The sequence below is a fragment of the Winslowiella sp. 2C04 genome (assembly GCF_050037805.1).
GTDB classification, from domain to species: Bacteria; Pseudomonadota; Gammaproteobacteria; order Enterobacterales; family Enterobacteriaceae; genus Erwinia; species Erwinia toletana_A.
This window is the reverse complement of the sequence record NZ_CP188300.1, coordinates 4341164-4361240: the sequence shown is the minus strand read 5'-3', so window position 1 is coordinate 4361240 and position 20077 is coordinate 4341164. Positions and strand designations below refer to the sequence as shown.

At 50.8% G+C, this 20077-nt stretch carries 32 protein-coding genes; 30 read left to right on the top strand and 2 right to left on the bottom strand.

The features are described from left to right. The first annotated feature begins 28 nt into the window (after nt 1-28). The 4 genes from kefG to slyD all read left to right on the top strand — a co-directional run bounded on the left by kefG (nt 29) and on the right by slyD (nt 3340). Complete coding sequence (gene kefG / locus ACP3TC_RS19845; RefSeq protein ID WP_313855211.1) at nt 29-580, top strand: glutathione-regulated potassium-efflux system ancillary protein KefG; 552 nt, start codon at nt 29-31, stop codon at nt 578-580. After that, entirely contained in the window at nt 581-2386 is a 1806-nt protein-coding gene (gene kefB, locus ACP3TC_RS19840; RefSeq protein WP_426817087.1) for a glutathione-regulated potassium-efflux system protein KefB, read from the top strand. Nucleotides 2387-2449: 63 nt separating this feature from the next. Then, entirely contained in the window at nt 2450-2644 is a 195-nt protein-coding gene (locus ACP3TC_RS19835; RefSeq protein WP_052898537.1) for a YheV family putative zinc ribbon protein, read from the top strand. A gap of 150 nt (nt 2645-2794) precedes the next feature. After that, nucleotides 2795-3340 (top strand): peptidylprolyl isomerase, encoded by a 546-nt coding sequence (gene slyD, locus ACP3TC_RS19830; protein ID WP_313855214.1) that lies wholly within the window; start codon nt 2795-2797, stop codon nt 3338-3340. Nucleotides 3341-3443: 103 nt separating this feature from the next. Here slyD and ACP3TC_RS19825 read toward each other — a convergent pair whose 3' ends face one another. After that, on the bottom strand, nt 3444-3662 hold the full coding sequence (locus tag ACP3TC_RS19825; protein ID WP_313855215.1) for a protein SlyX: 219 nt from the start codon (nt 3660-3662) through the stop codon (nt 3444-3446). 294 nt (nt 3663-3956) lie between these two features. Between ACP3TC_RS19825 and fkpA the strand changes: the two genes are divergently transcribed. The 11 genes from fkpA (at nt 3957) to bfr (ending at nt 12235) form a co-directional block, all read left to right on the top strand. Further along, nucleotides 3957-4775 (top strand): FKBP-type peptidyl-prolyl cis-trans isomerase, encoded by an 819-nt coding sequence (fkpA, locus tag ACP3TC_RS19820; RefSeq protein WP_313855218.1) that lies wholly within the window; start codon nt 3957-3959, stop codon nt 4773-4775. 236 nt (nt 4776-5011) lie between these two features. Further along, complete coding sequence (locus ACP3TC_RS19815) at nt 5012-5734, top strand: helix-turn-helix transcriptional regulator (protein ID WP_313855219.1); 723 nt, start codon at nt 5012-5014, stop codon at nt 5732-5734. Then, entirely contained in the window at nt 5734-6120 is a 387-nt protein-coding gene (tusD, locus tag ACP3TC_RS19810; RefSeq protein ID WP_426817086.1) for a sulfurtransferase complex subunit TusD, read from the top strand. Before ACP3TC_RS19815 ends, tusD begins: the two co-directional genes overlap by 1 nt. Then, the gene (gene tusC, locus ACP3TC_RS19805; protein ID WP_426817085.1) at nt 6120-6479 is read left to right on the top strand and encodes a sulfurtransferase complex subunit TusC; all 360 of its coding nucleotides are present in this window, start codon (nt 6120-6122) and stop codon (nt 6477-6479) included. The genes tusD and tusC overlap by 1 nt, the downstream gene beginning before the upstream one ends. Nucleotides 6480-6488: 9 nt before the next feature. Next, nucleotides 6489-6776 carry a sulfurtransferase complex subunit TusB gene (gene tusB / locus ACP3TC_RS19800; RefSeq protein WP_426817084.1) on the top strand — a complete coding sequence of 96 codons (288 nt, stop codon included), beginning with the start codon at nt 6489-6491 and terminating at the stop codon, nt 6774-6776. A 125-nt stretch (nt 6777-6901) separates the two neighbouring features. Then, nucleotides 6902-7276, top strand: a complete 375-nt coding sequence (gene rpsL / locus ACP3TC_RS19795) for a 30S ribosomal protein S12 (RefSeq protein WP_003852912.1) — start codon at nt 6902-6904, stop codon at nt 7274-7276. Between the two features lie 95 nt (nt 7277-7371). Then, complete coding sequence (gene rpsG / locus ACP3TC_RS19790) at nt 7372-7842, top strand: 30S ribosomal protein S7 (protein ID WP_426817083.1); 471 nt, start codon at nt 7372-7374, stop codon at nt 7840-7842. Nucleotides 7843-7938: 96 nt separating this feature from the next. Then, entirely contained in the window at nt 7939-10053 is a 2115-nt protein-coding gene (gene fusA, locus ACP3TC_RS19785; RefSeq protein ID WP_313855226.1) for an elongation factor G, read from the top strand. Between the two features lie 69 nt (nt 10054-10122). After that, nucleotides 10123-11307, top strand: coding sequence for an elongation factor Tu (gene tuf / locus ACP3TC_RS19780; protein WP_313854325.1), 1185 nt, complete (start codon nt 10123-10125; stop codon nt 11305-11307). 178 nt (nt 11308-11485) lie between these two features. After that, the gene (bfd, locus tag ACP3TC_RS19775) at nt 11486-11680 is read left to right on the top strand and encodes a bacterioferritin-associated ferredoxin (RefSeq protein WP_313855227.1); all 195 of its coding nucleotides are present in this window, start codon (nt 11486-11488) and stop codon (nt 11678-11680) included. Between the two features lie 84 nt (nt 11681-11764). Then, nucleotides 11765-12235, top strand: coding sequence for a bacterioferritin (bfr, locus tag ACP3TC_RS19770; RefSeq protein WP_313855229.1), 471 nt, complete (start codon nt 11765-11767; stop codon nt 12233-12235). Here bfr and ACP3TC_RS19765 read toward each other — a convergent pair. Beyond that, on the bottom strand, nt 12218-13006 hold the full coding sequence (locus ACP3TC_RS19765; RefSeq protein WP_313855231.1) for a prepilin peptidase: 789 nt from the start codon (nt 13004-13006) through the stop codon (nt 12218-12220). The genes bfr and ACP3TC_RS19765 overlap by 18 nt on opposite strands. Nucleotides 13007-13385: 379 nt before the next feature. Here ACP3TC_RS19765 and rpsJ point away from each other — a divergent pair, with 379 nt between their 5' ends. The 15 genes from rpsJ (at nt 13386) to rpsN (ending at nt 20076) form a co-directional block, all read left to right on the top strand. Then, entirely contained in the window at nt 13386-13697 is a 312-nt protein-coding gene (gene rpsJ, locus ACP3TC_RS19760) for a 30S ribosomal protein S10 (protein WP_001181005.1), read from the top strand. A 32-nt stretch (nt 13698-13729) separates the two neighbouring features. Next, entirely contained in the window at nt 13730-14359 is a 630-nt protein-coding gene (rplC, locus tag ACP3TC_RS19755) for a 50S ribosomal protein L3 (protein ID WP_313855233.1), read from the top strand. 10 nt (nt 14360-14369) lie between these two features. Beyond that, nucleotides 14370-14975 carry a 50S ribosomal protein L4 gene (gene rplD / locus ACP3TC_RS19750; protein ID WP_052902728.1) on the top strand — a complete coding sequence of 202 codons (606 nt, stop codon included), beginning with the start codon at nt 14370-14372 and terminating at the stop codon, nt 14973-14975. After that, entirely contained in the window at nt 14972-15274 is a 303-nt protein-coding gene (rplW, locus tag ACP3TC_RS19745) for a 50S ribosomal protein L23 (protein ID WP_052902730.1), read from the top strand. The genes rplD and rplW overlap by 4 nt, the downstream gene beginning before the upstream one ends. Before the next feature lie 17 nt (nt 15275-15291). Beyond that, nucleotides 15292-16113: a 50S ribosomal protein L2 gene (gene rplB, locus ACP3TC_RS19740; protein WP_052902731.1), complete on the top strand. Its 822-nt coding sequence runs from the start codon at nt 15292-15294 to the stop codon at nt 16111-16113. 16 nt (nt 16114-16129) lie between these two features. Then, nucleotides 16130-16408 carry a 30S ribosomal protein S19 gene (gene rpsS / locus ACP3TC_RS19735; protein ID WP_004929772.1) on the top strand — a complete coding sequence of 93 codons (279 nt, stop codon included), beginning with the start codon at nt 16130-16132 and terminating at the stop codon, nt 16406-16408. Between the two features lie 14 nt (nt 16409-16422). After that, nucleotides 16423-16755, top strand: a complete 333-nt coding sequence (gene rplV, locus ACP3TC_RS19730; protein WP_052902732.1) for a 50S ribosomal protein L22 — start codon at nt 16423-16425, stop codon at nt 16753-16755. Nucleotides 16756-16772: 17 nt separating this feature from the next. Further along, the gene (rpsC, locus tag ACP3TC_RS19725) at nt 16773-17471 is read left to right on the top strand and encodes a 30S ribosomal protein S3 (RefSeq protein WP_002919766.1); all 699 of its coding nucleotides are present in this window, start codon (nt 16773-16775) and stop codon (nt 17469-17471) included. Nucleotides 17472-17483: 12 nt separating this feature from the next. Next, nucleotides 17484-17894 (top strand): 50S ribosomal protein L16, encoded by a 411-nt coding sequence (gene rplP, locus ACP3TC_RS19720; protein ID WP_002438716.1) that lies wholly within the window; start codon nt 17484-17486, stop codon nt 17892-17894. Next, entirely contained in the window at nt 17894-18085 is a 192-nt protein-coding gene (gene rpmC, locus ACP3TC_RS19715) for a 50S ribosomal protein L29 (protein WP_013204129.1), read from the top strand. The genes rplP and rpmC overlap by 1 nt, the downstream gene beginning before the upstream one ends. Continuing rightward, entirely contained in the window at nt 18085-18339 is a 255-nt protein-coding gene (rpsQ, locus tag ACP3TC_RS19710) for a 30S ribosomal protein S17 (RefSeq protein WP_017799048.1), read from the top strand. Before rpmC ends, rpsQ begins: the two co-directional genes overlap by 1 nt. Before the next feature lie 166 nt (nt 18340-18505). Continuing rightward, entirely contained in the window at nt 18506-18877 is a 372-nt protein-coding gene (gene rplN, locus ACP3TC_RS19705) for a 50S ribosomal protein L14 (protein WP_000613954.1), read from the top strand. A 10-nt stretch (nt 18878-18887) separates the two neighbouring features. Further along, entirely contained in the window at nt 18888-19202 is a 315-nt protein-coding gene (rplX, locus tag ACP3TC_RS19700; protein WP_313855238.1) for a 50S ribosomal protein L24, read from the top strand. A gap of 14 nt (nt 19203-19216) precedes the next feature. Then, complete coding sequence (gene rplE / locus ACP3TC_RS19695; RefSeq protein ID WP_017799046.1) at nt 19217-19756, top strand: 50S ribosomal protein L5; 540 nt, start codon at nt 19217-19219, stop codon at nt 19754-19756. A 14-nt stretch (nt 19757-19770) separates the two neighbouring features. Continuing rightward, nucleotides 19771-20076: a 30S ribosomal protein S14 gene (rpsN, locus tag ACP3TC_RS19690; protein ID WP_052902737.1), complete on the top strand. Its 306-nt coding sequence runs from the start codon at nt 19771-19773 to the stop codon at nt 20074-20076. Nucleotide 20077 lies beyond the last annotated feature (1 nt).

The following is a 20077-nucleotide window of genomic DNA, read 5'->3' as shown; positions in this document are numbered from 1 at the left end:
CACCATGACGACGATTGAAGGGGACAAGATGTCGCAGCCACCTAAAGTTTTGCTGCTATATGCTCACCCGGAATCACAAGATTCGATAGCCAATCGCGTTTTGTTGCAGCCGGCGAAGCAGTTAGCCCATGTCACCGTGCACGATTTGTACGCGCACTATCCTGATTTTTTTATTGATGTGAGTTACGAACAACAGCTGTTGCGTGAGCATCAAGTTATCGTGTTCCAGCATCCCCTTTATACCTACAGCTGCCCCGCGCTGCTGAAAGAGTGGCTGGACCGCGTGTTGTCGCGCGGCTTTGCCAGCGGCGTCGGCGGCAATATGCTGGAAGGTAAATACTGGCGCAGTGTGGTGACGACCGGCGAGCCGGAAACGGCCTATCATCAGCATGGGCTGAATCGTTACCCGCTGTCGGAAATTATGCGTCCGTTTGAACTCACCGCACAAATGTGCCGGATGCACTGGATGACGCCGATGATTATCTACTGGGCGCGCCGTCAGACACCGGAAGTGATGAAAAATTATGCGCGAGCTTACGGTGACTGGCTGGCATCACCGCTGCCGCATGGAGGTTTATAAATGGAAGGACAAACCCTACTGACGGCTGGCGTACTGTATCTGTTTGCCGCCGTGGTGGCGGTGCCGATTGCTGCCCGGCTGGGTATTGGAGCGGTACTGGGTTATTTGCTGGCAGGCATCGCCATTGGACCGTGGGGATTAGGATTTATCAGCGACGTTGATGAGATCCTGCATTTCTCCGAGCTGGGCGTGGTGTTTCTGATGTTTATCATTGGCCTGGAGCTGAATCCCTCTAAGCTCTGGAAGCTCCGGCGTTCGATATTTGGCGTTGGCGCCGCGCAGGTGATATTCAGTGCCGCAGTGCTCGGCGGTTTGCTGTGGCTAACCGACTTCTCCTGGCAGGCAGCAATGATCGGTGGGATTGGTCTGGCAATGTCCTCGACGGCGATGGCGCTGCAACTGATGCGTGATAAAGGCATGAACCGCAATGAATCCGGGCAGTTAGGTTTCTCGGTATTGCTGTTCCAGGATATCGCGGTCATCCCGGCGCTGGCGCTGGTGCCTTTGCTGGCAGGCAGTGACAGCGGACATATTGACTGGATGAAAGTCGGTATGAAGGTGCTGGCGTTTGGCGGCATGCTCATCGGTGGCCGCTATTTACTGCGACCCATTTTCCGCTTTATCGCCGCATCCGGCGTACGTGAAGTGTTCACCGCAGCCGCGTTGCTGCTGGTGCTTGGCTCGGCGTTATTTATGGATATGCTCGGCGTTTCCATGGCGCTGGGAACGTTCATCGCCGGTATTCTGCTGGCTGAGAGTGAATACCGTCACGAGCTGGAAATTGCGATTGAGCCGTTTAAAGGCTTGCTGCTGGGCTTATTCTTTATCTCGGTCGGCATGGCGCTGAATCTCGGCGTGCTCTATACCCACATTCCCGAAATTCTCATCGGTGTTGTGGCGCTGGTGCTGGTGAAAATTGCGGTTCTGTATCTGCTGGCGCGTACTTACGGCTTGCGCAGTTCGGAGCGTTTGCAATTTGCCGGCGTGCTAAGCCAGGGTGGAGAGTTTGCTTTCGTGCTGTTTTCGGCTGCGTCATCGGCAAAACTGTTTAGCGGCGATCAGCTTCCACTACTGCTGGTTATTGTCACTTTGTCGATGATGACCACGCCGCTGCTGATGCAGGGCATCGATAAAATCCTGTCCCGTCGCTTTAATGAGAGTGACGCCAGCGATGAAAAACCGTTTGTTGAAGATGATAAACCTCAGGTGATCGTGGTGGGGTTTGGTCGTTTCGGGCAGGTAGTTGGCCGTTTGCTGATGGCGAACAAAAAGCGCATTACCGTGCTGGAGCGTGATATCAGTGCGGTTAGCCTGATGCGTAAGTATGGCTATAAAGTATACTATGGTGATGCAACCGAGCTGGAGTTATTGCGTGCGGCAGGGGCTGAAAGCGCACAGTCCATCGTGATTACCTGTAATGCGCCGGAAGATTCGATGATCATTGTGCATCTTTGTCAGCAGCACTTCCCTCATCTGCAAATCCTGGCGCGTGCGCGGGGTCGTGTTGAGGCCCACGAATTGTTGCAGGCTGGCGTCACGCAATTCTCGCGCGAAACCTTCTCCAGTGCGCTGGAGCTGGGGCGCAAAGCGTTGATGACCGTCGGCATGCATCCGCATCAGGCGACGCGTGCGCAGTTGCACTTCCGCCGGCTGGATATGCGCATGCTGCGCGATCTGATGCCTAACCACGGTGACAGTGCGCAAATTTCGCGCGTGCGGGAAGCGCGGCGTGAACTGGAGGATATCTTCCAGACGGAGATGCAGCATGAGAGGCGGCAGTACGATGGCTGGGATGAGTTCGAGTAATTCTTAGCTTCAATTCGATCATTCAGGTGCGGCGTTTTCGTCGCCCGCAATGTGGAAACAATAATGCGTAAACGCTTTATCGCCGGTGCGGTTTGTCCGCACTGTCAGGAAAAAGACACTCTCGCGCTATGGCGGGAAAACAATGTTGACGTCGTTGAGTGTGTAAAGTGTGGTCATCAAATGCGTGAGGCGGATAAGCAGGTACGCGATCAGGTTCGCACCAATGAGCAAGTGATCGGTATTTTTCATCCCGAGTAGCGCAATGAGGCAGCTTTTTTTAAGCTTAAGCGTACAGCGGGGTTGAATTCCGTTACAATCGGCGCCATTAAAATCTGACTGGTTGGTATTATTGCACGCAAAAATAGACCAATGAGGCAGGATCTAAGTTCTCAACGGTTAGGAGATATCATGAAAGTAGCAAAAGACCTGGTGGTTAGCCTGGCCTATCAGGTACGTACAGAAGACGGTGTATTGGTTGACGAGTCTCCGGTGAGCGCACCGCTGGACTATCTGCACGGTCATGGTTCCCTGATTTCTGGTCTGGAAAAAGCGCTGGAAGATCACGTTGTTGGTGATAAGTTTGACGTGCATATCGCGGCTAACGAAGCCTACGGCCAGTATGATGACAATCTGGTGCAGCGCGTACCAAAAGACGTGTTCATGGGCGTTGACGAGCTGCAGGTTGGCATGCGTTTCCTGGCTGAGACCGACCAGGGTCCGGTTCCAGTTGAAATCACTGAAGTTGAAGATGAGCATGTTGTGGTTGATGGTAACCACATGCTGGCGGGTCAGAACCTGAACTTCAACGTGGAAGTTATCGCGATTCGTGAAGCGACTCCGGAAGAACTGGCTCACGGCCACGTTCACGGTGAAGATGGCCATCACCACGATCACGAGCATGACCATGACCACGGTAAAGGTGGTTGCGGCACTGGTGGCTGTGGCTGCCACTAAGCATTAATGCTAAAAAAAGGTCGCTTCGGCGGCCTTTTTTGTTTTACAGAGCGAGCGACTGGATGACTGCGCCAGCAGCAGCGTAGCGCAGCTATTTCATCAATCAATAATGCGGTGGTGGCGTCTCTTCAGACTGTGAAGCAATCATCGACGGTGCCGCAGCCTTTAGTTTATCCAGCATCAGGCGTAGCTGCTCACGCATCCTCGCCATCTCTAACTCATGCTGCACCACTGTCTGATTCAGCTCATCAATTGTGTGCTCCTGAAAAGCCAGTTTGCTTTCCAGCAACTCCAGCCGCTGTTCAAACAATGATTGTTGCATATTATTTCCTCTGATTACTGCCTGCGCAGCGTAGACCTATTTCCGGGTGATTCGTCTGATTCTAACGGTAAAAGCATTGCTTTAACCAGGCAAAAGCAGCTAATTTCAAGCTAACGATTGAAAAATGGTTATGCTGTCTTCATGTACTGTTTGAAACTTAACGGCATTACAACAGTCGTAGGTTAACTGAGTAATCTTTGGCAGAACCAGGTAGTTTACTCGCGCACAGCTATAGTACTAACCGACAGGTTATAATGATTTCCGAGGTGAGAGGCTTCGGTTTTGGAGAAATGGATGAAATCACTGTTTAAAGTCACATTGTTAGCTACCACCATGGCCGTTGCGCTGAATGCACCGCTGGCAATGGCAGCAGAATCTGCACCTGCTCAACAGGCCGCGCCTCAGGCTCCTAAAAACGCCGCGTTTAAAAATGAGGATCAGCAGTCCGCTTATGCGCTGGGTGCATCCTTAGGCCGTTACATGGAAAACTCCCTCAAAGAGCAAGAAAAGCTGGGTATCAAACTGGAGAAAGACCAGCTGATCGCCGGCGTGCAGGATGCGTTTGCCGGTAAGAGCAAACTCTCTGATAAAGAGATCGAGCAAACTCTGCAGTCCTTTGAAGGTCGTGTGAAGGGCGCAGCCCAGACCAAGATGGAACAAGATGCGAAAGAGAACGCTGAAAAAGGCGAAGCTTTCGCAGCAAAATTTGCTAAAGAAAAAGGCGTGAAGAAAACCGACTCAGGCCTGCTGTATCAGGTAGAGAAGCAGGGTACTGGTGAAGCGCCAAAAGACAGCGACACCGTAGTTGTAAACTACAAAGGTACGCTGATCGACGGTAATGAGTTCGATAACTCCTACACCCGTGGCGAGCCACTGTCATTCCGTCTTGATGGCGTGATCCCTGGCTGGACCGAAGGTCTGAAGCAGGTGAAAAAAGGCGGTAAAATCAAGCTGGTGATTCCACCGCAGTTGGCTTACGGTAAAAATGGCGTTCCGGGCATTCCGGCTAACTCCACGCTGGTATTTGATGTTGAACTGCTTGATATCAAACCAGCACCTAAAGCAGACGATAAGGCGCAAGCACCAGCCGCTGCTGACAAACAAGCCCAGTAATTACTGAGTTTGTTCCCAATCTATTTGGGAGAACCGCCGCAGCTTCTGCGGCGGTTCAGTGTCTCTTTCTTTCTGCCCCGCGTTTCACCACTTTTCGAGATTCTACGCAATTAGCAACAAAGGCCAGGACATGACTTTGCCAGGTTTGCTAAACTGTTTATCGCGCAAAATTCTGATATTGAGTCTGCCCAGGCCGCGCTGAGACAGGCTCCAGCCACTAGTAGGGTGTCTCTTTCATGTCTAATCCATTCAGTCCCAGTGAGCTAACCGAGTCAGACTTACTGGAGCAACATCCGTTCGTCCAGACCGATCACGATATTCTGAAGTCCTATGAAGCGGTGGTCGATGGCCTGGCGATGCTGATCGGTTCACACTGTGAAATCGTGCTTCACTCGCTGGAAGATCTGAAGTGTTCAGCGGTGCGTATCGCCAATGGCGAACATACTGGCCGTCAAATTGGTTCGCCGATAACCGACCTTGCGCTGCGCATGCTGCATGATATGACCGGAGCGGATACGAATGTCTCCAGAGCCTATTTCACCCGCGCCAAAAGCGGCGTGCTGATGAAATCGGTCACTATTGCCATTCGCAACCGTGAACACCGGGTTATTGGTTTGCTGTGCATTAACATGAATCTCGACGTGCCGTTCTCACAAATCATGTCGACTTTTATGCCGCCGGAAATCAAAGAGGTCGCTTCATCGGTAAATTTTGCCTCTTCAGTGGAGGATCTGGTGATGCAAACGCTGGAGTTCACCATTGAAGAGATCAGTGCCGATCGTAATGTGTCGAATAATGCCAAGAACCGCCAGATTGTGCTTAACCTGTATGAAAAGGGCATTTTCGATATTAAAGACGCGATCAATCAGGTCGCTGACCGCCTGAACATCTCCAAGCACACCGTGTACCTTTACATTCGTCAGTTCAAGAGCGGCGATTTTCAGGGACAAGAGCGCTAATGCGCTTTACGCTGCTGGTCACCGGGCCGGCTTATGGCACTCAGCAGGCGAGCAGCGCATGGCTGTTCGCCAATGCTTTGCTGGCGGCAGGGCACACGCTATCCAGCGTGTTCTTTTATCGCGAAGGGGTGCTGAATGCCAATCAGCTGACTGCGCCAGCCAGTGATGAGTTTGATCTGGTGCGCGGCTGGCAGAAATTGCATGACGAGCAGGGTACCGCACTGCATATTTGCGTGGCGGCAGCGCTGCGGCGTGGTGTGACTGACTTACAGCAGGCGGAAAGTCTCTCTCTGCCCGTTGCTAATCTGCAGCCGGGCTTTGAACTGACCGGACTGGGCTCGCTGGCAGAAGCGGTACTGAGTTGCGAAAGACTGGTGCAATTTTAATGAATTCAATCGCTTTTATTTTTACTCAGGCGCCACATGGCAGCAGTGCCGGACGTGAAGGGCTGGATGCGGTGCTGGCGACATCAGCACTCAGCGATGACGTTGCGCTGTTTTTTATCGGTGATGGCGTGCTGCAGCTCACTGCAGGCCAGCAGCCAGAGAAAATACTGGCGCGTAATTATATTGCCACCTTTGGTGTGTTACCGCTGTATGACGTTGACCAGTGTTATCTCTGTGCGGCCTCGCTGGCCGAACGTGGATTGTCTGTCGATGATGCGCGCGTGCTGCCCGCTGAGGTGCTCAGCAGCGATGCGCTGCGTGAACGTCTTGGTCAGTTCGACCGGCTACTGACGTTTTAAGGAACACCGATGCTGCATACCCTGATGAATTCTCCGTTTCAGTGTGACTTTGATTTGATGTTGCGCATGTTGAAAACCGGAGATGAGTTGTTAATGCTGCAAAATGGCGTGCTGGCCGCAATTGAGGGCAGTGGTGCTCTGACATCGCTGCTGGCGGCGCCGGTGACGCTGTATGTTTTGCAGGAGGACGTTGATGCTCGCGGCCTTTCTGCTCAAATTTCAACCAGAGTGAAGTTAGTGAGCTATAATGATTTCGTCGCGCTGGCGGTGAAACATCCGCAGCAAATGACCTGGTAAACACAGTAATCCTGGTTATTTCTTGACACCTTTTAAGCTCAGCTCTAAAATTCTGCGTCCTCGTGATACTACGAGGCGATTTATTACGTGTTTACGAAGCAAAAGCAAATCCCAGGAGCTATTTAATGGCAACAGTTAATCAGCTGGTTCGCAAACCACGCGTACGCAAAGTTGCAAAAAGCAACGTGCCTGCGCTGGAAGCCTGCCCGCAGAAACGTGGTGTATGTACTCGTGTGTATACCACTACCCCTAAAAAACCGAACTCCGCACTGCGTAAAGTATGTCGTGTTCGCTTAACCAACGGTTTTGAAGTTACCTCCTACATCGGCGGTGAAGGTCATAACCTGCAGGAACACTCCGTGATCCTGATCCGTGGCGGTCGTGTTAAAGACTTGCCAGGTGTGCGTTACCACACTGTTCGTGGCGCGCTGGACTGCTCCGGTGTTAAAGACCGTAAGCAAGCTCGCTCCAAGTATGGCGTGAAGAAGCCAAAGGCTTAATGGTTCTCCGTTAAGTAAGGCCAAACGTTTTAAATAAATGTCAAAATAAACTCGTAGAGTTTTGGACAATCCTGAATTAACAACGGAGTATTTCCATGCCACGTCGTCGCGTTATTGGTCAGCGTAAAATTCTGCCGGATCCTAAGTTCGGATCAGAACTGCTGGCTAAATTTGTAAACATCCTGATGGTAGATGGTAAAAAATCTACTGCTGAAGCAATCGTCTATACCGCGCTGGAGACCATGGCTCAGCGTTCTGGTAAAAACGAACTGGAAGCTTTCGAAGTAGCTCTGGACAACGTGCGTCCGACTGTCGAAGTTAAGTCTCGCCGCGTTGGTGGTTCTACTTATCAGGTACCAGTTGAAGTCCGTCCGGTTCGTCGTAATGCCCTGGCAATGCGTTGGATCGTAGAAGCTGCTCGTAAACGCGGTGATAAATCTATGGCTTTACGCCTGGCGAACGAACTTTCTGACGCTGCAGAGAACAAAGGTACTGCAGTTAAGAAACGTGAAGACGTTCACCGTATGGCTGAAGCCAACAAGGCGTTCGCTCACTACCGCTGGTAATAGCCACGTAGTCGTTAAGCTAACCAAGCGGGCGCTTCAACTAGCCAACCCGCTTGGGTTAACTAACCTTGAACGTCCGAGAATCAGAGGAATCAAATGGCTCGTACAACACCTATTGCACGCTATCGTAACATCGGTATCAGTGCACACATCGACGCCGGTAAGACCACTACTACCGAACGTATCCTGTTCTACACCGGTGTAAACCACAAAATCGGTGAAGTTCATGACGGCGCAGCCACCATGGACTGGATGGCACAGGAGCAGGAGCGTGGTATTACCATCACCTCCGCAGCAACCACTGCGTTCTGGTCAGGTATGGCGAAGCAGTTTGAGCCACACCGCGTAAACATTATCGACACCCCTGGACACGTTGACTTCACCATCGAAGTTGAACGTTCCATGCGTGTTCTCGACGGTGCAGTAATGGTTTACTGTGCAGTTGGTGGTGTTCAGCCACAGTCTGAAACCGTATGGCGTCAGGCAAACAAATATAAAGTTCCACGTATCGCGTTCGTTAACAAAATGGACCGTATGGGTGCTAACTTCCTGAAAGTTGTTGGTCAGATTGAATCACGTCTGGCAGCTACTCCGGTTCCTCTTCAGCTGGCTATTGGCGCAGAAGAAGGTTTCACCGGTGTTGTTGACCTGGTGAAAATGAAAGCCATCAACTGGAACGATGAAGATGCAGGCGTGACCTTCGTATACGAAGACATCCCGGCAGATATGCAGGAACTGGCTGAAGAATGGCGCGCGAAATTAGTCGAAGCCGCAGCTGAAGCTTCTGATGAGCTGATGGAGAAATTCTTTGGTGGCGAAGAGCTGACTGAAGAAGAGATCAAAACTGCTCTGCGTAAGCGCGTTCTGAATAACGAAATTATCCTGGTAACCTGTGGTTCTGCATTTAAGAACAAAGGTGTGCAGGCGATGCTGGATGCGGTTATTGAATACCTGCCGGCACCGACTGACGTTACCGCGATTAACGGTATCCTGGACGACGGTAAAGACACTCCGGCTGTGCGTCACTCCGATGACGATGAGCCGTTTGCTGCGCTGGCGTTCAAAATCGCTACCGACCCGTTTGTGGGTAACTTGACCTTCTTCCGCGTGTACTCTGGTGTCGTGAACTCCGGTGATACCGTGTATAACCCGGTCAAATCTCAGCGTGAGCGTCTGGGCCGTATCGTACAGATGCACGCTAACAAACGTGAAGAGATCAAAGAAGTTCGCGCAGGTGATATCGCTGCTGCAATCGGTCTGAAAGAAGTGACCACCGGTGACACCCTGTGTGATCCGGATAACGTCATCATTCTGGAGCGTATGGAATTCCCTGAGCCGGTAATTTCTATCGCCGTAGAACCGAAAACCAAAGCTGACCAGGAAAAAATGGGTCTGGCTCTGGGTCGTCTGGCTAAAGAAGACCCGTCATTCCGTGTATGGACTGACGAAGAAACTAACCAGACTATTATCGCTGGTATGGGTGAGCTGCACCTCGACATCATCGTTGACCGTATGAAGCGTGAATTCAACGTTGAAGCGAACATCGGTAAACCTCAGGTTGCTTATCGTGAAGCGATTCGCGCAAAAGTTACCGATATCGAAGGCAAACACGCCAAGCAGTCTGGTGGTCGCGGTCAGTATGGTCATGTGGTTATCGACATGTACCCACTGGAGCCGGGTTCAAACCCGAAAGGCTACGAATTTATCAATGACATCAAAGGTGGTGTGATTCCTGGTGAATACATCCCTGCGGTTGATAAAGGCATTCAGGAACAGCTGAAATCTGGCCCTCTGGCTGGTTATCCAGTAGTTGACCTGGGTGTGCGTCTGCACTTCGGTTCTTACCATGACGTTGACTCCTCAGAACTGGCGTTTAAACTGGCAGCATCTATCGCCTTTAAAGATGGCTTTAAGAAAGCAACTCCGGTACTGCTTGAGCCAATCATGAAGGTTGAAGTAGAGACTCCTGAAGAGAATACTGGTGACGTAATCGGTGACCTTAGCCGTCGTCGTGGTATGCTCAAAGGACAGGAATCTAACGCTACAGGCGTTCAGATTCACGCTGAAGTTCCGCTGTCTGAAATGTTCGGATACGCGACTCAGTTGCGTTCTCTGACCAAAGGCCGTGCTTCATACTCTATGGAGTTCCTGAAGTATGATGATGCGCCAAACAACGTCGCTCAGGCCGTTATTGAAGCTCGTAGTAAATAAACTACAGTTTTAACATATTGATCATATGCTCTCACCTCGGGTGAGAGCATTAAAGTAAGGAATATCGTCGTGTCTAAAGAAAAATTTGAACGTTCCAAACCGCACGTCAACGTCGGTACTATCGGCCACGTTGACCACGGTAAAACTACCCTGACTGCAGCTATCACCACCGTACTGGCTAAAACCTACGGCGGTTCTGCTCGTGCATTCGACCAGATCGATAACGCGCCAGAAGAAAAAGCTCGTGGTATCACCATCAACACTTCTCACGTTGAGTATGACACCCCGACTCGCCACTACGCGCACGTTGACTGCCCGGGACACGCCGACTACGTCAAAAACATGATCACCGGTGCTGCTCAGATGGACGGCGCTATCCTGGTTGTTGCTGCGACTGATGGCCCAATGCCTCAGACCCGTGAGCACATCCTGCTGGGTCGCCAGGTTGGCGTTCCTTACATCATCGTGTTCCTGAACAAATGTGACATGGTTGATGACGAAGAGCTGCTGGAACTGGTTGAGATGGAAGTTCGTGAACTGCTGTCTGCATACGATTTCCCAGGCGACGATCTGCCGATCGTTCGTGGTTCTGCTCTGAAAGCGCTGCAAGGCGAAGCTGAGTGGGAAGAGAAAATCGTTGAGCTGGCAGGTTACCTGGATTCTTACATCCCAGAGCCAGAGCGTGCGATTGACAAGCCATTCCTGCTGCCTATCGAAGACGTATTCTCCATCTCCGGCCGTGGTACTGTTGTTACCGGTCGTGTAGAGCGCGGTATCGTTAAAGTTGGTGAAGAAGTTGAAATCGTTGGTATCAAAGATACCGTGAAATCTACTTGTACCGGCGTTGAAATGTTCCGCAAACTGCTGGACGAAGGCCGTGCTGGTGAGAACGTTGGTGTTCTGCTGCGTGGTATCAAACGTGAAGACATCGAACGTGGTCAGGTTCTGGCTAAGCCAGGCTCAATCAAGCCGCACACCACTTTCGATTCAGAAGTTTACATCCTGTCTAAAGATGAAGGCGGCCGTCATACTCCGTTCTTCAAAGGCTACCGTCCACAGTTCTACTTCCGTACTACTGACGTGACCGGTACCATCGAACTGCCAGAAGGCGTTGAGATGGTAATGCCAGGCGACAACGTAAACATGAAAGTTACCCTGATCCACCCAATCGCGATGGATGACGGTCTGCGTTTCGCAATCCGTGAAGGCGGCCGTACTGTTGGTGCGGGCGTTGTTGCTAAAGTTATCGCTTAATTGCAGATAACCTGAAGTGGCCAGCTCAAACTGGCCACAGCAGTAAAAAAGAGCACTTCGGTGCTCTTTTTTTATGCCCAAAATCCAGCGATAAGTCGCGCTACTCCTGCTAATCAGGGATTGTAATAAAAACGATTCGCATTTACACTATGATCAGAAATTGTACTGGAGTTCAGAAATGTACGTCTGCTTGTGTAATGCCGTAAGTGATAAAACTATTCGTGAAGTCGTGCGTCACTATCAGCCAAAGTCTATTCAGCATCTTCGTCAGTTAGTGCCAGTAGGTAAACAGTGCGGCAAATGCATTCGCGCCGCGCGTGAAATCATGGATGATGAGCTGCAACACGTTCCGCAGTACAAAGAGATCGCCTGATAATACCCATGATTATTGTCATGGATTTTTGACTTCCTTCATTCCGCATCTACGCTGTTATTAACTGGAAGCGGAGGAAGCAAAATGAAGGGCGATATTAAAATCATAAACCATCTCAACAAATTACTGGGTAATGAACTGGTTGCTATAAACCAGTATTTCCTGCATGCGCGAATGTTCAAAAATTGGGGACTGATGCGCCTGAATGATGTTGAGTATCACGAGTCGATTGATGAAATGAAGCATGCGGACAAGTACATTGAACGCATTCTCTTTCTCGAAGGCATCCCCAATCTGCAGGATTTAGGCAGGCTGCGCATCGGTGAAGATGTTGAAGAGATTCTGAAATCAGATTTAGTACTGGAACTGGAAGGTGCCAAGGATCTGCGAGAGGCCATTGCCTATGCAGACAAGGTTCATGACTATGTGAGTCGCGATATGATGATCGAAATCCTTGCGGATGAAGAGCACCATATCGACTTTCTTGAAACCGAACTCGATCTGATTCAAAAAATCGGCGTTCAGAATTACCTGCAATCACAAATTAAACAATAAATTAAACCAGTCAGTTTCACTATGTTGAGCAATAAGCACCGACCATCCCGCAACTGACAGGCTCGGCCCAAAAGGTTGCCGGATGGTTTTTTGTCCCTTCAGCCGGCTTACCAGCCAGCCCAGAATGCCAATGGCTGCCGCCAGCGTGGCAATCAACGGCAGTGAAAGCCAGCCAGTCCACGCGCCCAGCGCGGCAAAATATTTCGCGTCGCCTAATCCCATTCCCTCCTGCTGCCGTAGCCAGAGATAGACCTGGTTAATCCCGCGAAAACTGATATAGCCGCATATTGCGCCAAGTAGTGCATGCTGCAAATGAAGCGGCGAAAGTTGCAGATTAAACAGCAGGCCGCACCACAGCAGCGGCAGTGTAATGGCATCAGGCAATAACAGATGGCGTCGATCAATTTCACTCAGAACCAGAACCGCACAACTAAAAAGAGCTAGCCAGGCAAACAGGGCAGGGTGCGGGCAACTAACGGCGACCGTTGCCAACAACAGAGCAGTACCTGACTCGAGATAGTAACTGTAGCGCGAAATAGGTTGATGACAGTAGCGGCAACAACCCCGTAGCATCAACCAGCTGATCAGTGGCAGCAAATCGCGCAGGGCCAGTCTGCGACCGCATGAGATACAGGCAGAAGCTGGACGGCAAATTCGTGCCAGCCAGACGCGTGCGTTGGCATCCATCGGAAAACGTTCAATGACCAGGCAAAGAAAACTGCCCAGTACGGCGCCCGTCAGCAACGCCGCTATCACCAGCCACTCATCCATAAGTTTCTCCCATTGACTGTCCGGCAGCATAGGGCGGGGCAGGCGGGGTTGTCACTGGCGCAATCGTCAAACTGGAAAACATTGCACAAGCAAGTAGTGCAGTTGCAGCCTCTGTCAGGATTTATTTGCACCAGCTTCCGGATGCCAGTAGTCAATCATCGAATATGGGTTGCCAGATGAGCAGATTCACGTATAATACGCCGGCCTGCCATTTATGTCAGGCGCGACTCAATTAGAGTCGCAGGCTAACGTTAACGCGTCTGGCCAGACAATACTCCCAATTGGGGAGTTATGTACTGAACGATTACACTCCTCCATCAATCGTAATGGATGTGGGTAGTAATTCTTTTCGTTTATAAATAATTGGAGCTCTGGTCTCATGCAGAACCAAAGAATCCGTATCCGTCTTAAAGCGTTTGATCATCGTCTGATCGATCAATCAACTGCGGAAATCGTTGAGACTGCCAAGCGCACTGGTGCGCAGGTTCGTGGTCCAATCCCGCTGCCGACCCGCAAAGAGCGCTTTACCGTTCTGATCTCCCCGCACGTTAACAAAGACGCGCGTGATCAGTACGAGATTCGCACTCACAAGCGTCTGGTTGACATCGTTGAGCCAACTGAAAAAACGGTTGATGCTCTGATGCGTCTGGATCTGGCTGCCGGTGTTGACGTGCAGATCAGCCTGGGTTAATCAGGTCATTGAGCGATTGAGAGGTTGAAACAATGATTGGTTTAGTCGGTAAAAAAGTGGGCATGACCCGCATCTTCACTGAAGATGGCGTTTCTATCCCAGTAACCGTGATCGAAATTGAAGCAAACCGCGTTACTCAGGTCAAAGGCCTGGAAAACGACGGTTACACTGCTGTGCAGGTAACTACCGGTGCTAAAAAAGCTAACCGTGTAACTAAGCCTGAAGCAGGTCATTTTGCTAAAGCTGGTGTTGAAGCTGGCCGTGGTCTGTGGGAATTCCGTACTGCTGAAGGCGAAGAATTCACCGTAGGTCAGAGCATTAATGTCGACATTTTCGCTGAAGTGAAAAAAGTTGACGTGACTGGTACATCTAAAGGTAAAGGTTTTGCCGGTACTGTAAAGCGCTGGAACTTCCGTACTCAGGATGCTACCCACGGTAACTCCTTGTCTCACCGCGTTCCGGGTTCTATCGGTCAGAACCAGACTCCGGGCAAAGTGTTCAAAGGCAAGAAAATGGCAGGACAGCTGGGTAATGAGCGCGTAACCGTTCAGAGCCTTGACGTTGTGCGTGTTGACGCTGAGCGCAACCTGCTGCTGGTTAAAGGTGCAGTTCCCGGTGCTACCGGTAGCGACCTGATCGTTAAACCAGCTGTGAAGGCGTAAGGGGATAGCCATGGAATTAGTATTGAAAGACGCGCAAAGCGCGCTGACTGTTTCCGAAACTACCTTCGGTCGTGATTTCAACGAAGCGCTGGTACACCAGGTTGTTGTTGCTTATGCAGCAGGTGCCCGTCAAGGTACTCGTGCTCAGAAGACCCGTGCTGAAGTAACTGGTTCCGGTAAAAAGCCGTTTCGTCAGAAAGGCACCGGCCGTGCGCGTGCGGGTACTGTAAAAAGCCCAATCTGGCGCTCAGGTGGTGTGACCTTCGCTGCGAAGCCACAGGACCACAGTCAAAAAGTTAACAAAAAGATGTACCGCGGCGCGCTGAAAAGCATCCTGTCCGAACTGGTACGTCAAGAACGCCTGATCGTTGTCGAGCAGTTCTCTCTGGAAGCACCTAAAACTAAGTTGCTGGTAGAGAAGCTGAAAGACATGGCTCTGGCAGATGTGCTGATCATCACTGGCGAACTGGAAGAGAACCTGTTCCTGGCCGCACGTAACCTGTACAAGGTTGACGTACGTGATGCAGCGGGCATCGACCCAGTTAGCCTGATCGCCTTCGACAAAGTCGTTATGACTGCTGACGCAGTTAAGCAAGTTGAGGAGATGCTGGCATGATCCGTGAAGAACGTCTGCTGAAAGTACTGCGCGCGCCGCACGTATCTGAAAAAGCATCTGCTGCGATGGAAAAAACCAACACCATCGTTCTCAAAGTTGCTAAAGACGCGACCAAAGCAGAAATCAAAGCCGCTGTTCAGAAACTTTTCGAAGTTGAAGTTGAAGTCGTGAATACCCTGTTAGTTAAAGGGAAATCAAAACGTCACGGACAGCGTATTGGTCGTCGTAGCGACTGGAAAAAAGCTTACGTCACCCTGAAAGAAGGCCAGAATCTGGACTTCGTCGGCGGCGCTGAGTAAGTCGGAGGAGAAGAACAATGGCAATTGTTAAATGTAAACCGACATCTCCGGGTCGTCGTCACGTAGTTAAAGTGGTGAACCCAGAGCTGCACAAGGGCAAACCATTTGCCCCGCTGGTAGAAAAAAACAGCAAATCCGGTGGCCGTAACAACAATGGTCGCATCACTACCCGTCATATCGGTGGTGGTCACAAGCAGGCTTACCGTATTGTTGACTTCAAACGCAACAAAGACGGTATCCCGGCAACTGTTGAACGTCTTGAGTACGATCCGAACCGCTCCGCGAACATCGCGCTGGTTCTGTACAAAGATGGCGAGCGCCGTTATATCCTGGCCCCTAAAGGCCTGAAAGCTGGCGACCAGATTCAGTCTGGCGTTGATGCTGCGATTAAAGCAGGTAACACCCTGCCGATGCGTAACATCCCAGTGGGTTCTACCGTTCACAACGTAGAAATGAAACCAGGCAAAGGCGGTCAGATTGCTCGCTCTGCTGGTGCTTACGTGCAGATCGTTGCGCGTGAAGGTTCCTACGTTACCCTGCGTCTGCGTTCAGGTGAAATGCGTAAAGTCGAATTAGACTGCCGCGCGACCCTGGGTGAAGTCGGTAACGCTGAGCACATGCTGCGCGTTCTGGGTAAAGCCGGTGCAACTCGTTGGCGTGGTGTTCGTCCTACCGTTCGCGGTACTGCGATGAACCCAGTCGATCACCCGCACGGTGGTGGTGAAGGTCGTAACTTTGGTAAGCACCCGGTAACCCCGTGGGGCGTTCAGACCAAAGGTAAGAAGACCCGTAGCAACAAGCGTACTGATAAATTTATCGTACGTCGCCGTAGCAAATAATTTTAGAGGATAAGCCATGCCACGTTCTCTCAAGAAAGGTCCTTTTATTGACCTGCACTTGCTGAAGAAGGTAGAGAAAGCGGTGGAAAGCGGTGACAAGAAGCCCCTGCGCACTTGGTCCCGTCGTTCAACGATCTTTCCTAACATGATCGGTTTGACCATCGCTGTCCATAATGGTCGTCAGCACGTTCCAGTCTTTGTTTCCGACGAAATGGTTGGTCACAAACTGGGTGAATTTGCGCCGACTCGTACTTATCGCGGACACGCGGCCGACAAAAAAGCCAAGAAACGCTAAGGCAGGAGGAAGAGATGGAAACTTTAGCTCAACATCGCCACGCTCGTTCTTCTGCTCAAAAGGTTCGCCTGGTGGCTGACCTTGTACGCGGTAAGAAAGTGTCGCAGGCTCTGGACATTCTGACCTACACCAATAAGAAAGCGGCTGTACTGGTCAAGAAAGTTCTGGAATCTGCCATTGCTAACGCCGAACACAACGATGGCGCTGACATTGATGATCTGAAAGTCACGAAAATCTTCGTCGACGAAGGCCCAAGCATGAAGCGCATTATGCCGCGTGCAAAAGGTCGTGCAGATCGCATCCTGAAGCGCACCAGCCACATTACTGTGGTTGTGTCCGATCGCTGAGACTCTGGAGACTAGCAATGGGTCAGAAAGTACATCCTAATGGTATTCGACTGGGTATTGTTAAACCCTGGAACTCTACCTGGTTCGCCAATACCAAAGAATTCGCTGACAACCTGGACAGCGATTTTAAAGTTCGTCAGTTCCTGACTAAAGAACTGGCTAAAGCGTCCGTATCTCGTATCGTTATCGAGCGTCCGGCTAAGAGCATCCGTGTGACTATTCACACCGCTCGTCCTGGCATCGTAATCGGTAAGAAAGGCGAAGACGTAGAAAAACTGCGCAAGGTCGTAGCGGATATCGCTGGCGTTCCTGCACAGATCAATATCGCCGAAGTCCGTAAACCGGAACTGGACGCTAAATTGGTTGCTGACAGCATCACTTCACAGCTGGAGCGTCGTGTGATGTTCCGTCGTGCTATGAAGCGTGCTGTACAGAACGCAATGCGTCTGGGCGCTAAAGGTATTAAAGTTGAAGTTAGTGGCCGTCTGGGCGGTGCTGAAATCGCGCGTACTGAATGGTACCGTGAAGGCCGCGTGCCGTTGCACACCCTGCGTGCTGACATTGACTACAACACCTCTGAAGCGCACACCACTTATGGTGTAATCGGCGTTAAGGTATGGATCTTCAAAGGTGAGATCCTGGGTGGTATGGCTGCTGTTGAACAACCGGAACCGGCTGCTCAACCTAAAAAGCAGCAGCGTAAAGGCCGTAAGTAAGGAGAGTCGCTGATGTTACAACCAAAGCGTACAAAATTCCGTAAAGTGCACAAAGGCCGCAACCGTGGTCTGGCGCAGGGTACGGATGTTAGCTTCGGTACTTTCGGTCTGAAAGCTGTTGGCCGTGGTCGTCTGACTGCACGTCAGATCGAAGCAGCACGTCGTGCTATGACCCGTGCAGTTAAGCGTCAAGGTAAGATCTGGATCCGTGTATTCCCGGACAAACCGATCACCGAGAAGCCGCTGGAAGTGCGTATGGGTAAAGGTAAAGGTAACGTGGAGTATTGGGTTGCCTTGATCCAGCCTGGTAAAGTCCTGTATGAAATGGACGGCGTACCAGAAGAGCTGGCCCGTGAAGCATTCAAGCTGGCAGCAGCAAAACTGCCTATCAAAACCACCTTTGTAACTAAGACGGTGATGTAATGAAAGCAACAGAGCTGCGTGAAAAAAGCGTTGAAGAGCTGAACACTGAGCTGCTTAATCTGCTGCGTGAGCAATTTAACCTGCGCATGCAGGCAGCATCCGGCCAGCTGCAACAGAGTCATCTGTTGAAGCAAGTGCGTCGTGATGTTGCACGCGTTAAGACTTTACTGACTGAGAAGGCGGGTGCGTAATGACCGATAAAATCCGTACTCTGCAAGGTCGTGTCCTGAGTGACAAAATGGAGAAATCCATCGTTGTTGCGATTGAACGTTTTGTGAAACACCCGATCTACGGTAAATTCATCAAGCGTACGACTAAACTGCACGTACACGACGAGAACAACGAATGTGGTATCGGCGACGTGGTTGAAATCCGCGAATGCCGTCCACTGTCCAAGACTAAGTCATGGACTCTGGTTCGCGTTGTAGAGAAAGCGATTCTGTAATAGAATCACCTTTCTTTAAAAATAAAATGAACGGCTCTGTCGAGCCGTTCATTTTTTCTACCCATATGCGAGATCCGGTGTTATAATGCCGCGCCCTCAATTATGGGGCTTTCTAACGACCTGTATCAGGTCCCGAAGTAGTAGTTGACATTAGCGGAGCACTAAAATGATCCAAGAACAGACTATGCTGAACGTCGCCGACAACTCCGGTGCACGTCGCGTAATGTGTATCAAGGTTCTGGGTGGCTCGCACCGTCGCTACGCAGGCGTAGGCGACATCATCAAAATTACCATCAAGGAAGCAATTCCTCGCGGTAAGGTTAAGAAGGGTGATGTGCTGAAGGCGGTAGTGGTGCGCACCAAGAAGGGTGTTCGTCGCCCGGACGGTTCTGTCATTCGCTTCGATGGTAATGCATGCGTTATTTTAAATAATAACAGCGAGCAACCTATCGGTACGCGTATTTTTGGGCCGGTAACTCGTGAACTTCGTAATGAAAAGTTCATGAAAATTATCTCTCTGGCACCAGAAGTACTCTAAGGAGCGAGCAATGGCAGCTAAAATCCGTCGCGATGACGAAGTTATCGTGCTGACCGGTAAAGATAAAGGTAAGCGCGGTAAAGTTAAGAATGTCCTGTCTTCTGGTAAGGTCATTGTTGAAGGTATCAACCTGGTTAAGAAACATCAGAAGCCGGTTCCGGCCCTGAACCAACCAGGTGGCATCGTTGAAAAGGAAGCTGCTCTGCAGGTTTCTAACGTTGCACTCTTCAATACGGCAACCGGCAAGGCTGACCGTGTAGGCTTTAGATTCGAAGACGGCAAAAAAGTCCGTTTCTTCAAGTCTAATAGCGAAACTATCAAGTAATTTGGAGTAGTACGATGGCGAAACTGCATGATTACTACAAAGACGAGGTAGTCCAAAAACTCATGACTGAGTTTGGCTACAATTCTGTCATGCAAGTCCCTCGGGTCGAGAAGATCACCCTGAACATGGGTGTTGGTGAAGCGATCGCTGACAAGAAACTGCTGGATAATGCAGCAGCTGACCTGACAGCAATCTCCGGTCAAAAACCGTTGATCACCAAAGCACGCAAATCAGTTGCAGGCTTCAAAATCCGTCAGGGCTATCCGATCGGCTGTAAAGTGACTCTGCGTGGCGAGCGCATGTGGGAGTTCTTTGAGCGTCTGATTTCTATTGCTGTTCCACGTATCCGTGACTTCCGTGGCTTGTCCGCTAAGTCATTCGATGGCCGTGGTAACTACAGCATGGGCGTTCGTGAGCAGATCATCTTCCCAGAAATCGACTATGACAAAGTCGATCGCGTTCGTGGTTTGGATATTACCATTACCACTACTGCGAAATCTGACGATGAAGGCCGTGCTCTGCTGGCTGCCTTTGACTTCCCGTTCCGCAAGTAAGGTAGGGTTACTTCATGGCTAAGCAATCGATGAAGGCACGCGAAGTCGTTCGCGTAAAACTGGCTGATAAATACCGCGCTAAACGCGAGGAATTGAAAGCTATCATCTCTAGTGTGAACTCATCCGACGAAGATCGTTGGAATGCTGTTCTTAAGCTGCAGACTCTGCCGCGTGATTCCAGCCCGTCCCGTCAGCGTAACCGCTGCCGCCAAACTGGCCGTCCACATGGTTATGTGGGCAAATTCGGGTTGAGCCGTATTAAGCTTCGTGAAGCCGCAATGCGCGGTGAAGTACCTGGCTTGAAAAAGGCTAGCTGGTAAT